This window comes from Vagococcus bubulae (assembly GCF_003950315.1).
Lineage (GTDB): Bacteria > Bacillota > Bacilli > Lactobacillales > Vagococcaceae > Vagococcus > Vagococcus bubulae.
Genome location: NZ_NGJT01000003.1, coordinates 155,593 through 170,530 on the forward strand (window position 1 = coordinate 155,593; position 14,938 = coordinate 170,530).

General features: G+C 29.7%; 10 protein-coding genes. All 10 read right to left on the minus strand.

Annotated elements, in window-relative coordinates:
• Positions 1-161: 161 nt before the first annotated feature.
• On the minus strand, positions 162-2,030 hold the full coding sequence (locus CBF36_RS03050; protein WP_125956510.1) for a DEAD/DEAH box helicase: 1,869 nt from the start codon (positions 2,028-2,030) through the stop codon (positions 162-164).
• Positions 2,023-3,246, minus strand: a complete 1,224-nt coding sequence (locus tag CBF36_RS03055; protein WP_125956511.1) for a hypothetical protein — start codon at positions 3,244-3,246, stop codon at positions 2,023-2,025. The genes CBF36_RS03050 and CBF36_RS03055 overlap by 8 nt, the downstream gene beginning before the upstream one ends.
• A 3-nt stretch (positions 3,247-3,249) precedes the next feature.
• Positions 3,250-5,835 (minus strand): hypothetical protein, encoded by a 2,586-nt coding sequence (locus tag CBF36_RS03060; RefSeq protein WP_165865363.1) that lies wholly within the window; start codon positions 5,833-5,835, stop codon positions 3,250-3,252.
• 630 nt (positions 5,836-6,465) lie between these two features.
• Positions 6,466-7,629: a bifunctional metallophosphatase/5'-nucleotidase gene (locus CBF36_RS03065; RefSeq protein ID WP_125956513.1), complete on the minus strand. Its 1,164-nt coding sequence runs from the start codon at positions 7,627-7,629 to the stop codon at positions 6,466-6,468.
• Positions 7,630-7,646: 17 nt separating this feature from the next.
• Entirely contained in the window at positions 7,647-8,423 is a 777-nt protein-coding gene (gene phnE / locus CBF36_RS03070) for a phosphonate ABC transporter, permease protein PhnE (protein ID WP_125956515.1), read from the minus strand.
• Between the two features lies 1 nt (position 8,424).
• Positions 8,425-9,204: a phosphonate ABC transporter, permease protein PhnE gene (gene phnE, locus CBF36_RS03075; RefSeq protein ID WP_125956517.1), complete on the minus strand. Its 780-nt coding sequence runs from the start codon at positions 9,202-9,204 to the stop codon at positions 8,425-8,427.
• On the minus strand, positions 9,201-9,968 hold the full coding sequence (phnC, locus tag CBF36_RS03080) for a phosphonate ABC transporter ATP-binding protein (RefSeq protein WP_125956519.1): 768 nt from the start codon (positions 9,966-9,968) through the stop codon (positions 9,201-9,203). The genes phnE (CBF36_RS03075) and phnC overlap by 4 nt, the downstream gene beginning before the upstream one ends.
• Before the next feature lie 69 nt (positions 9,969-10,037).
• On the minus strand, positions 10,038-10,970 hold the full coding sequence (locus tag CBF36_RS03085) for a phosphate/phosphite/phosphonate ABC transporter substrate-binding protein (RefSeq protein ID WP_125956540.1): 933 nt from the start codon (positions 10,968-10,970) through the stop codon (positions 10,038-10,040).
• A 393-nt stretch (positions 10,971-11,363) separates the two neighbouring features.
• The gene (locus tag CBF36_RS03090; protein ID WP_125956520.1) at positions 11,364-13,556 is read right to left on the minus strand and encodes a transglycosylase domain-containing protein; all 2,193 of its coding nucleotides are present in this window, start codon (positions 13,554-13,556) and stop codon (positions 11,364-11,366) included.
• A 36-nt stretch (positions 13,557-13,592) separates the two neighbouring features.
• On the minus strand, positions 13,593-14,804 hold the full coding sequence (locus CBF36_RS03095; RefSeq protein ID WP_125956522.1) for a PASTA domain-containing protein: 1,212 nt from the start codon (positions 14,802-14,804) through the stop codon (positions 13,593-13,595).
• Positions 14,805-14,938 lie beyond the last annotated feature (134 nt).

A 14,938-nucleotide genomic window follows, 5' to 3' on the forward strand; every position in this document is an offset into this window, starting at 1 on the left:
AAATAGAAACTAAACAAAATTTATTCTTTACAAATGTAAAACTCCGTGAAATCAGTTTATTAAAATATTGATTTCATGGAGTTTATATTTATTAGTTTAATAGTTTCTGTACTATTAGAAATCAATCATCATTTACATTTCCTACTAATTTATAAAAATTGCTAATCAAAAAAATCTTGAAATACAATTTTTAAATCTTCTTCAAAAGAAGTGACATGCTCTAATGTATCATTGTTAATTGCATTTAACATGATTTGTTCCTTGTCCATCAAACGTGTATAAATCCTATTGTCTAAACTATAATTTTGATTGTTATAAACATAGTTATTTTCCATATAATAATATTGCGTGTATTGATCATGAGCTAATCCTAAGCGATGAATTCGATCTTTTGATTGGAGAAGATGAACTAAATTAAAGCTGTATTCATAGTAGATGGCATCATGACAGACTTGATGTAGTGAAACAGACTCTGCTAATGTATGAGGATTGGTAATTAGAACATCAAATTTTCCCTGTTGATAATCTTTTATTAATTGTAATCTTTCATCTAAAGGGGTTTCTCCATATATTGATTTAACATTTAAACCTTTTTCTCTACATCTTTCTTCTAATAATTGAATCGATGATACAAATACACACCAAACAATCACCTTTTTATTGTCAGACACTAAGTTACTGATTAAATTTAAAGTAGTGGCTGTTTTACTTGTTTCTGGTATTTTATCAACTAAACCTACAATATCTTCGGCGTAATCTCTAGTTTCAATATCCACAGAAAAATCTGATTCATCATCAATAATTGATTCAAAAATTGACACATCCAAGCTTTTTAATAATAATTTTGGGTCACTACCTAATTGCATTAATCTGGCCATCAATGCAAATAAATTAGATTTATACGTTTGATAAATTATTTTAAATAACTTGTTTTCAAACTCTGTCACTTCTATTTTTTCGATTATATCTGCATTTGGAAGAGGAACTTGTTGTTGCTCTTTTGTGACACGACAGAAGAACGGCTTCATTTTTTGATTAATCTCAACGATTTCATGTTCTCCAGCATTTTTCAACTCTCTAACAGAATAACCAAAAAAATCTTTATAATCTTCAGGATACAAAATATTCAGTACATTAAATAAATCTTGATAAGAATTAGGTATAGGCGTTCCTGTTAAAGCAACGATTCTTTTGGCATTTTTTGACACCCTAATAGCCACATTTGCACGTTGTCCAGACGGATTCTTTATCTTATGAACTTCATCAAATACTAATAATGTTCGATCATCAATACTATCTAACAACGCTGACTCTAAACTAGACAATGATTCATAATTAATTAAAATAAGTTCTTTATTTCCTGACTCAAAACTCAGTTGATATTTTCTATCCTGTGTCGATTTCATTTCTTTTGAGTGAATGTTTAAATAAAAATCTTTTGCTTGTTTTTCCAAACCAAAACATACTTGAAATTCATCAATCCATGACCCAAAAGAATTTTTAGGCCCAATCATAATGATTCTATCAACCTCTTTTTTATCTTTTAAAAAAGCATATGTTCCGATTACTGTCGCTGTTTTCCCTGATCCTGGCACAGAAAAATTAGAACAATTCTTCATAACAGACATATAATACGCATTCCACATTTGTTCATCTGTTAATGGACGGATTAGAAGTTGGTCAACCTTCGACTTAAAATAGATATAATTTTCTACAATAGCCTCATCTTTCTTCTTAATATCATTGCCAACACGATACCTATTATTGATATAAAATTCTCGTTCGTCAATACTCATCTTTACGTCTGATTCAATTTGTAAATCATCTAATTGTTGACTTAATATTCCTATCATTTTTTTTACATCGTGTATTGTGATGGTTTCTTTAAAAAAAATAGTTAGATTTTCTACTCTATCAACGTATCTTTTTATCTTTAGTTTATATTTAGGCGATCTGATAAATTGATTAATTTGATTATTATCAGAAAATACTAACATAAACTGGTCATCATTCATGGTCAAACTAGGCATCTGCTTGCATCTCTCCTAACTTAGCTGATAGCTTATCTAGTTCTTCTTTACAGGCACATATAGTTTGATTTAATTCTTCTTGTTCTTCAAAACTTAATTTAGAAAACATATTTGTATCCATATTTTCTAACGTCACATAAAATTTTTGCATATCTTGGACGGGTTTCATTCTAGTTAAATCTTTTTTCGTTTTAATTTCATATTTTTCCAATGATTGAACCATTTTATTTTGTAGTTTTTCATCACTTCTAAACTCGTTGTTAATTACTTTTGAATTAATATCTTCAAATTCTACTAATTTTTCAGCAGTTTCTTCAACAAATTCTAGCTGCTCTTCAACAAAATCACTAACATGTTCTGAATCAGCAATTGTTTTAATCTTTCGAACAAATCGTGTAATATCTCCCTTAGGCTTCATCAACAGATTAGAAAATATAATCAATTTTAAATCTTCTTTTTCCTCTTCTGTCCTAACTTTATTTAAAATGGCAGGAATTTCACCTAGTGGGCCATCTAATTCTAAATCACGTGCAATATAAAATTTTTCAGGAGCCTCGATAAATTCTAAAAACTCAACCATCAAATTCGCTTGTTCTATTTTTTTATTGATACTTGCTCTAGACTCATTTACTGTCTTTTGGTATTCATCTATTGTAATTAATTCATTTTTTATCACATCATTGTGTAGGCCAACTAAACGATCAATCGGGTTATAATCAATCTTTCCTTCTTCTCCATGTTGAATGGAAAGCTCTAAAAGTTTTATTTCTTTTTTATTTTCTCTAATGTCCCTATCTAAAATAACTGCTTCAAAATGATTTGTATTAGGATTGGTCTCATGAATTTTTCTTAAACATGTGTACCTTCTGTTACCATCTATAATTCGACCATCATTTAAAACAACTCCTGGCTCCCTTTGACCGACAAGTTCTATATTCTTTTTAGTTTTTTCAATTGCTTTAGGATTACTCTCAAAAATAAAATTTTCTATTATTTGATTATAGTCATCACTTAGCACATCAAAATCTTCTATATTATTTTCTTCTTTGTATTTATTTACCCAAGTCGCAATACGGTCATTTTGGTCATTATAATATAATTTATCTAACCTAATTTTATATACTTGATAAGATTGTGTAATACCATCAAGGGTTAACTTTCTTGTATAGTCTGTAGGGATAACAAACCCTTGATTAATTCCTTCTGATAATAACATAAATTATTCCTCCATCATTTCATAAAAATCGTCTATATCTAAATAAATCATTTCCATTATTGGATTGTAGTATAAATCACGCTTCATACAAGCATTTAATACTTTTTCTTTGGATAGAACAATACCATAGTTTTGATTTAGCAAATCGATCAAATCATAAATGTCTATCGACTTATACCTTGAAACAATATCCTCCATTAAATCATATGAATAAAATTTTTCTTTTGTTTTTTTAAATACAGTTGTTCCACCTAAATATTGAAACCTATAGTCATCAGCCCCTTTTAATATAGATTCATAAAAGAGAGAATCAAAACCTAAATCATTTAATTTACTTTTCTCTACTAAAAACTCAATGTTAGTAAATGTAAAAAATCGATCCCCTATATAATCAGTTATTTGCTGTAAAAGGATATAAATGTCTTCTTTTTGAATTCCAGCATAATCTGTTAATTTATTGATATTTATGTAGGCATTTTTAGCATATTGAAACACAGTAAATTCGGACAATTTTTGATCCAAATTTTTTCTAAAACTACCCAGAACATACAAACGAGGATCTTCTACATCAAACATCTCTTTATTGAGATACGTTTCTTCAAAATACAAATCAGCACGGTTATAGCTATCTTTTAAAATAAATTCCGAATAGTTCTTATAACCAATTTTTTTGTAAATAAAGTCTGGAATCTGTGTACTACCATACTTTTCCTCATACATTTTTTGAATATCTTCTTTAAAGTAAAAATCATTAACCAACATTGATTCTAAATTGGCTATTAATTCCGTATCTATGATAGGTGTGTCGGCAAAATACATCTCTTCTTTTCTAAATTCTTCTAATACCGTTAAAAAATTTGCTTTGATCGTTTGTTCAATGACACCATATCTTTCTGAATAGGCTAAAACAAAGTTATCCACACTAATTGGACTAAGCTCTATCAACAAATTCAAAACCTGTTCATCTCTTTTTATTGTTCCTATTTCAATAAATGGCATTCGCGTTAATTTTACATACTCTGGTAAGATATTACTATACTTTTTTAACAAATTATGAAGTTCATATTCATCGTAAATATCAATGTCATTTAATGGCATTTTATATGCCTCTAAAAGCTTTTTAGCCGTAATTTCTTGATTTACAAAATGAAGGAAATCAAATTTATTAATTGTATCTATGACGTCTTCTTTTTCTACTTTATAATGAATCATTCGTCTTCCATATTTCAGTAAGACATTACTGGCACGATCTACTACACCTTCAATTGCTCTTTTTGATGAGAAATCAAAGCCAAGTTTATGTTCATTATTATATTCCACTACTATCTGATTAAAATCATCTCGTGCTATTTCAGCTTGTGCATATTCTTCTATTAAGTATTCGATTAAATCAATTTTTCTATTTCTTATTTTTTTATTTCCAATAATTAAAAAATTTTTATTTAATATCGTTTCTAAATATTCTCTTTCCTTGAACGTTAGTTGTTCTGATTCCATTAATGCTTCTTTTGATAATAGCCTGTTTTCCTTTTTATGATATAAACTTAAAAAACGATATTGATACATACTTAATGAAAAAACTTGACAAAACTCTTCAGGAGATAAGTCATAATGGCTAAAATATTTTACATATCTTGTTTCGAATATTTCTTCCAGTGGTATTTGTTTTAATTCCTTTTTTTCTTTCTGCCGGATTCTTTCTCTTGTAACAGAGGAAGCTTCCCCAATCATTTCTAACGTTGCTCCTTTTAATCGACTATCTAAAATCAAAAATTTATCCCGATTACAATTTATATACTCTTCAATCGTTGGTGTATGGTACTGTATTCCTTCAGATGTGTACCTAATAAATCCCTCACCAGACAACTGTTGTAAAATTTTTTGAATATCTATTTTTTCATAAATGAAATATTTTATTTTATTTTTTATCGAAAATAGACTAATTGGTTTTCTTTCTTTTTTTATAATACTCAACACTAATGACCGTTCTAAATCTAGCTTGGCCAATTTTATTTCATAGTCAATATCTAAGCAACCTAAAATATCTTTACCAAAAAAGATCAGATCAACACACTCAAAACCAACTTCATCAAATTTCGATTCTACTATTAAACTAATTTGTTCTTCTTGATTTTTAGTTAAATACCCACCAAATATTTCAAGATATTTAGACGTAATGATTGAAACATCTGATTTTTCATTGTCTTTAGTTGTATCATTATATTTAATCCGTAGACATTGATTCTTATACTCTTTAAATACCTCAATCTTTGATGTCGTCATACCACCTGTTTGTTCGACTAACGTTAATAAATTTTTTTGAAAAATGGTATCATAGTTTATCCCATGTTCTTTAAAAAATTTAGCTTGCTTTTGAGGTTTTCTTTCAAATAATTTTTTTAATTCTTCGTCATAAAAAAAATTTTTCTCCTCATTTTCTTTCATATCTTCAATCAAACTGATTTGTTCATCAGAAAAATTTAGTTTTTCAATCATCCGTTTTCGTTGTAATTTTTTTAGCATATTTAAATCATTGATTCCAACTTCACTCAATTGTTTTAAAATATTTTCCTCTTGTCTTGTAATCACTGTAGGAAACTCCTTATATAAATAATCTTTGTTTTATATACATATATCAAATGATAACCTTTTTATTATATCAATTATAACTTATATAACTCAAATTTGTTATATCGTTTCATTAAAAATATTAATGCATTTGTTAATATTTATATTTAACAAGAAAGATACTAACAACTTAAAACCTCTTGATTAAGAAGAGTAATTAAAAATAGCAATGTTATTTTTAATATACATAGATGAATAATTTTATCGATAAACACAAAATATTAGCTAGAAAGGATGACTGAAATACTCATATTAAAATACCTAAAAGAATGTCATACGGATTCAAACCATTCAACAATATGAGAATAAAAATTTTATTGACAAACAGCATTATAAAAATTAAATAACTAAAAAAGATGATAAATATGAGATTATTCTCAAATTCACCATCTTATCGATTTAAATCATCAGTCCAAATTGATAAAAAGCCTTTATAAACTGAGTTCATGATATTTTCTGTTTTAAGAGAACCCTAACTAATTTCACTGTCAATAAAATATAAACACAGTTAGATTGGAAAAAGTTTTAGTTTTCCAAGGATTCATTCTTAATATTTACTTTCTAATTTTAAACATTTAACAAAAAATGAATTCATTTTATTTCTCTACTGTCATATCTAATAAATTCATCAAAAATATTATACACAAAGTTTTCTTCAAGCCTATAATCCGGGAAAAGAGAGTTTGAATTGGTGACAATTTTGTAATCTTCTTTGCAATTACTTACTGTTACATTTAATTTCTTTAACTCATCAGATGATAGGTGATACATAGACAAAGTATAAGGTTGAGAAAATCCTTGCAGTAAATCTATATACTTATTTCCATCAAGTCTGAGTTCAACTTGGCTATTTTCAATTCTATTTGATAAGTATTCAATCAAATCAGTCTCCAAAAATTGTGTTTGTAGCCAATTATTATATAATTGACAATCAATAATATCATTTTTTTTATTTTTTAGATATTTGTTTGTTGATAAAATATAGCTGTTTTTATTAACTATTTTTTTGTTTCTTAAATCAAATTCTAGTATACCAACATGTTCACCTTTATATCCAGGTTGTACAAATACAGTATTTTGACATATACCTGAATTTAGTCGATGTTGATGCCCACAAATTAATCCATCAATTCCTTTGATTTCATTAATTATTTTATATGTTTGATCTTCTCCAGTATCATACTGAGTCAACGTACCTGTTTCCATGTTCCTTTCAATTCCACCGTGGTAACAAACAATCACGATATCTGATTGTTGTTTCACTATCGGAACCCAATAACTCAAAGTTTCGATTACATCGACAAATTTTAAGTCCTTAATGAGTTCATACCGGGTAATTTGAGGCATCGCTTTAGTTATCACACCAATGATTCCTATTTTTAGACCTTGCCTTTCTATAATCGTATAAGGGTCAAAAATAGGTTGATCATCTAAATCAAATAAATTAGCACATAAATATTTCCCAGTAAAGTGTGTTACTTGTTTCTTTAAAAAGTCAATACCATAGTCAAAATCATGATTTCCAGGAATCATCACATCATAACCTATTTCATTAGCTAAGCTAACTAATGGAGAAATGTCACACTCGTTATTCATATAGGTTGATTCTGGACTACCTATTAAATAATCTCCATTATCAATCAAAATTGGGGCATCATAATCTCTGCGTATCGACGGCAAAGCAAAGATTCCACTGTTTTTTTCTAAAGTAAAACCGTGAATATCTGTTGTTCCTATAATAGAAATGTTTGTCATATTCTTCTCCATTGTCGTTACTGTAATTTTTTTCTTAAATAACCGGTAAAGGTATCAATAACAAAGACTGTTATAATAATTCCGAATAAGATAATCCCTACTTTATCCCAGGCTCTTGATTGTATCGCAAAAATCATAGGGGCTCCTATTCCACCAGCTCCAACAAGCCCTAAAGTCGCAGCACTTCTAACTGCAATTTCAAAATGATTTAATGATAAAGACATATAAGTTGGCATTACTTGCGGAAACCTAGTATAAAACATTGTTTGCCAAAAATTTGCCCCTACAGCTGTCATTGATTCTACAAGACCTTCATCCATCGCTTCCATTTCTTCTGTATATAACTTGCCTAACATTCCAATTTGATGGACACCAATAGCAAGAACACCTGCAAAAGGCCCAGGCCCAACCATTTTAACAAATATAATAGCATATACTAATTCTGGAAATGCACGTAACACATTACATACAAATTTACCAATTTTCGACACAATAATATTTGATTTCCATAAATTATGAGCACTAATTAATGTTAATGGGATAGCTAAAATCGTTGCCAATACCGTACCTAAGAAAGCAATACATATAGTTAATAACAATAAACTAATTAAATCTTCTCCCGATCCATCATACACAAAACTCCAGTCAGGTTGAAATAAACCTCCCATAACAGACTTAATCATATTAAATGAAATATCACTTACACTTGAATAATCTATAGTAAAAACTGAATATAGTATGATAATGACTACTATTACAATCGGAAAATATCTTTTTACTTTAACATTAGACATATTAAGATAACCTCTTCCTTACATTCTCACTAAAAGCATCAATAATCCCTACAACTACTAAAATAAATAGGATAATGATTGATACTCTATCATATCTCATTAAGCTCAATGAAGAATTTAAAAGAACTCCTATACCTCCAGCTCCAACATAACCTAACACAGTAGATGCTCTTATATTGACTTCAAATGCATACAAAGAATAACTAATGATTTGTTGATTTATTTGTGGGTAAATGGACCAAACAGCTATTTGCATTTTATTTGCTCCTACTGATTTTGCCGCTTCTATCGGTCCCTTATCAATTGTTTCTATCGCCTCATAAATTAATTGAGAGGTCATGCCAAAAGTAAATACAGCAATTGTCAAAACACCTGTAAATTCACCTATTCCGAACATAGCGACAAAAAGGGCTGCTAATAATAAATTGGGTATGGTTCGAACAATACTGAGTATAAATCGTATTATGATTGTGACAAACCAATTATTTGTCACGGTTGTAGTGGCTAAAAATGCAAATGGTATCGAAAAAAGCATTCCTAATAGCGTCCCTACAATCGACATTTTAATAGTTTTCATCATAGGGGAAAGTAAGTCTGAGAGATAACTCCAATCAGGTTGTAAAAATCTTTTTAAAAATAAACCCATTTGATCTACATTATTAAAAACTTCACTAATTTGAACATCTGTAACTGATGCACTAGCCATAATACAGATGATTAAAATAAATAAAATGAATATTTTTTTATATAAATTATAATGAATAGTATCTTTTAATCTCATACAAGCACACCATCTGCTTCTTCTAATATTTTTTCACCATATATATTTTTCAATACTTCATCCGTCGCTTCTGCTGCTGCCCCATCAAATACTACTTCACCATTTCTTAAACCAATAATTCGTGTCGAATATTTTCTTGCTAGTTCTACAGAATGTAGATTAATAATAATGGTACGATTGTATTCATTATTAATTCTTTTTAAATCATCCATAATTCTTTCAGTTGTTATAGGATCCAATGAAGCAACAGGCTCATCTGCCAAAATAATGGATGAATTTTGAACAAGTGTTCTTGCAATAGAAACTCGCTGTTGTTGCCCACCACTCAATTCATCACATCTCGAATGTAATTTATCTGATAATCCTACAAGCTCTAATGATTCATTTACCAGTTGATAATCTTCTTTAGAAAACACACCAAAAATGCTTTTCATCGTAGAATAGTATCCCAATCGACCTGAGATGACATTCTTTTGTACGGTCATTTTTTTTACCAAATTAAAATGTTGAAAAATCATTCCGATATTTCTTCTGATTAATTTTAACTCCTTTTTATTGGCCTTAGTTAATGACTTTCCATCTATTATTATTTCACCTTCTGAAATATCATTTAAACGATTTATTGATCTTAAAAAAGTACTTTTCCCTGCCCCACTTAGTCCGATAATAGAGACAAATTCACCATCCTGAATATCAATGGATATATTATTTAATCCTTTTACACCATTTGCATATGTCTTCGTTACATTTTTAAATTCAATCATCTTTTTCTCCTACATAAAAATATTTAAAGAGTCCATAATTAAATATAGACTCTCACTTTTATTTACTGTTTATTCCGCAGCTTTCGTTGTATACTCTTCGACAGTATCATAGTTTTTATCATCTGCTTCTACGTATCCTTTGTGACCCCACATTGCCATTGCTTCTTGTCCTTCTTTATCATCTGGCATTGCTAGAAAAGCTTCTTTAATTTTATTTTTTAAATCATCGTCCATTTTCGGTTGAACAGCAATAGCATCATTAGGGATATCCCCTTTTGTTAAATAAAGAACTTTTAATTCTTTAAATAAGTCTTGGTCAGCGAATTTAGAAGCAAATACATTTCTTGCACCTTCAAAGACAAAAGCCGCATCTTGTTGACCATTTAATACAGCGGTTATTTCACTAGGTATGTCATTTACTGTAGTTAATGTCACATCTTTTAATGGATCAATGTCAGCTTCTTTCATTTCTACAACTGGATATATATAACCACTTGCTGAATTTGGACTAAGTGTTGCAATTTTTTTCCCTTTTAAATCTTCTAATTTATCCATTCCACTATCTGCTTTAACTAATATTTCACCCTTAAATGTCCCAGATAGTTTACCTTCTTCAGGTTTTCCTGTTTCTCTGTTATATGCTCCAAGTTCTGAAGATAGTATAGCAGTCGCCGCATTTTGATTTCTTGCTTGTACATAAGCTGATGGAGGCATGATTCCAATATCAACTTTTCCTGAAGCCATGGCTTCTACAATTGTTGAATAGTCTGTAGCTAATGTTACATTCACTTTTTTACCTAATTTTTTAGATAAGTATTCTCCAAACGGTTTTGCTTTTGCTTCCATAGAACCATCATTATTAGTTGGAACAAATTGCAATTCCAAGGTTTCCTCTTTTGTTTCACTTTTAGAATCTGCTTTTTTAGTACCACATCCTGCTAATAAAACTGCACTTAAGCTAATGATAGATAATATAGCCAGTATTTTTTTCTTTGACACAATCGACACTTCCTTTTTAAGTAATTAATTCTTCGTAAAATATACCATATTTATAACAGGAATGTGTAAAAATAACGTAAATAATATTAAATTCCATATAGTTTTTTTGAAGGGGAAATAATAGCAATCATTTTTCTAACTTAATGTAAACAAATTTATTTGTCACATAAAACTAGACAAAATATCATTATCCATATACTTCTAAAGACATTTGGAACTAATACCATAAGGTGGGACAACTATAAAAAACACCACCATTTAATTCATATAAAATGAAACTAAACGGAGGTGTATTTTTATGGTCAAAAGTATCATTTCTTTAATATTTCTAATTAAAGAAATATAATCTAAAAAGCTACTTTACATTTTAAACTTTAACATAATATCTAGATTTTTCTAATCTTGATATGTCTGATTTAATATTTCTCTGGTCTTTAAATACTCTTCTTCAAGTGAATGATATTCGTCTATATCCTTTTCATCAATTTTCTTATTTTGTATATTTAAATCATCTAAATCAGTATCAGATAGGGTATCAAGTTTTGGAATAAGTGGATTAGATTGTTTATCACCTATGAATACTTCATTTCCAAATTTAAACGGTTTTGCTTGTCGACCATTCATCATGACTTTAAAAGCACTATTCATTAAATATACTCTTCCTTGATTTGCTGTATCGTGTGGATAGGTAGTTGGAGCATAAGTCGCATCAACATAGGTTGGACTACCTAACCATGTGGCAATTGAAATCTCAGGAGAAGCCATCACAAGAAGTGCGTCTGGAGATTTATTTTGACTATTTGGTACAGAACTATCAAAATTACTTAATCCAGATTTCATGACATAGGTATCCTGACTAAAGCCTGTGTATTTAGGTCCAGCATATGGCTCTGATCCATTCTCTCCAGTTGCCTCTTTTAACATGCTCACCATCGTTTTTGCAGTACTTGAGCTCATGGTTCGCTTACTTTCAGCATCAGAAAGATTTATTTTAACAGAGTCGGTTTTAATACTTTCAATAGTTGTCGGTTCAACTCTAACACCATCGTTTCCAAACACACTAAATGCAGATGACAATGCTAAAACATTCGTTGGAAAATTAATCGCTTGTTCGGCTGTGTAAGTTGAGCCTTTTGGGTTATAAGAAGCTAGACCAAATGGTTCCATCATACTATTCTTTTGCTGATCGTTTGTCATTTGAAAGGCTTCTACAGCAGCAGTATTCAGTGATAATCCTAATGCATAAGATGCACTCACTTTACCATAATTTTCATTGCCATAATTATTAACTTTCCAATCTCCCACTGTAAAAGAATTCCCGTTTTGAATCGTATTTGGTGTCAATCCAGCATACTCAACGGCGGGAGCATAATCCAACAAAGGTTTTATCGTAGAACCTGATGAGCGCGTTGCAGTATATGGAATCAATGGATTATCTGAATTAGTTGCTAGACCGATAATGTGTCCTGTTTGAGTATCAATCACTGAAATAGCGGTCAAGCTTTCTTTATGCTCGATGTATCCATTAGGCAGCTGATCATCTTGAGGGTATGTTCCTTCTACAATACTGTGCAACTCTTTTAATTGATTACTATCTGCATAAGTTTTAACTGTAATGGTGGTATTTTGCGGTAAATTTAAAACACTCAGTTCGTCTTTAACTTTTGAAACGTAAGATTGATACTCTTTCGGTGTCCCTTGTTGTTTATATCTTTTTAACGTAAACTCTTCATTTTCACTTTGAACCAGGTCTACTGTCTGCTTATATATTTTTTCACTGATGAGTTCTTTTTCTTTCATAATGGATAACACGGTAAGAGTCCGCTTCTTTCCACTCTTTTCGAAGTCTTGAACATATACTGAAGGCGATTGACCCAAACCAGCCATATAAGCAATTTGAGCTACCTGTTTTGGATCATTCTTGTCTATGTCAGACATATCATTACCAAATAATTCAATTGAAGCTGCCCTAACTCCTACAGTATTAGGGGTTAAACGAAGTTCATTTAAATAAGCTTTTAAAATATCATCACGATTATACTTTAATGATAACTTCCTAGCATCAATTAACTGAATAATCTTATCTGACAATGAATTTTTATTATTTGTGCCAAAAACCATAATCTTCACTAATTGCTGCTCAATCGTTGATCCACCTCTAGAAACAACTTTTTGCCCCATTTTTTTTCTGACTTGAGAAACAGCGGCTCCCATTGTGTCTTTAATAGAGAAGCCATGTGTTTTTCTCGTATAAAAAGAGGCATCTTCCACAGCAAGAAGTGTATTTATATACAATTTATCAACATTCCAAGTTGGCTTATGTAGAACTGGATCAAATTTAACGACGACATTATTTTTATCTAACGGTTCATCGTTTTTATCTAAAATAATAAAAGATTGTGTAATTTTCTCATCAATATTTTGAATTTCAAGTAATGAACTGTAAGGACTATAACGTTTGCTTATGATATAAGTTCCAACTGACACAGACACTATCACAAGCATAGCTATCATACCTAGAATGATTAATACTACATGACGTCGATTAAGATATCGAGAGCGCTTCTTATAAACTTTTTTCGAGGACATTCGAAACCTCCTTTTCTTATTTGTTAAATCTGTTGTCTACTCTTTGGTCGATGATGTTGTCTCACTAGTTGATGAGGACTCAGACGTAGACGAACTACTTGATTCTGAAGATTGGGTTCTTTTGGCAACAGATTGATTTTCAACTATTATTTGAATAGTAGACCCTTTAATGATAAAATTATAAGCTTGTGATGAAGGATCTTGTTTTAAAATTTTATCTTGTTCATTCCCATCCCACGATTCAATACCTCGGATATTCTCAGGAACGATTTCACCATTTTTATACTTAGTATTTGTGTATCCTTGTATACTTAAACTTAAGTTTAATTGATTCATTTCTTGTTTAGCTTCTCTAACAGTCATACCAACTAAATCAGGAATGTCTACTGACTTTTTGATTAATTTCTCATTAGTTTTCAAATTAGATTGTAATTCACTGTACTTTCTTTCAAACTCCTCCACCATAGTTTTGGACTCAAGATAACTATTTGCCTCATCAATATATTTACCTAATTCCATTCCAAATTTAGTATTTGGCGTAGGAATATCTTCTACGAGATTGTCATAAGAATAAACTAAATCTTTAATTTTATTCGCTTCAATTATGTTATCATTTATTTCGTCCAATAAGCTAACAGACTTTTTAAAACTTTGCTCATTTGTGACTACCAACATGCCCTCTTGATTATATATTTTGTTCAATAAATCTAACAATTCTTGTGCATCTTTGCTCATCTCTTCAGCATCTGTAACAGTTGATTTTCTAAAAGCATCTAGCAATTCATCATATTGTTTGGGCAATCTATTTTTATAGTACAAAATATACAGTTCTTCAATATCGACATCTTCGATAATATCAAGACGTTTCTTTATATTATCCATCGCATCATCAATATCTGAAACGTCTGTTTTACCTTCCATTACTTCTAATAGTAATTTTTTATTTTTAGGTAATTGCTTAACCTTTTCATCATTTGCCTCATAAAGCCACGATTCGAATGCATTATTTTTTAAAGCGCGGATTAACCGAGTATCTGTGTCTTCAATCCTAGTTAAACTATATATCTCTGCTTGAGTGATATTTTGTGCCTCCGGAATATCATTAATGTAATGATACGCTTTAAAAAATAAATAGGAACTGACTAAACCCATTATTATGAAAAATGAATAAATAAATGTTTTCCAAGATTTGCTTATTTTTTTATATTTTTTATTTTTAGATAACCTCACACTTTTTTTCTTTTTCATTTTGGATGGTTGCGTCAAGAATTATGTGTAAATGGAAAAAACCATTCTGTCGGTTAAGTTAAAACATTGATTCTAATGTATCTTGTATTTCTTTAAAACCTTTATGAATCCGACACAAAAATTTCTGATTATAG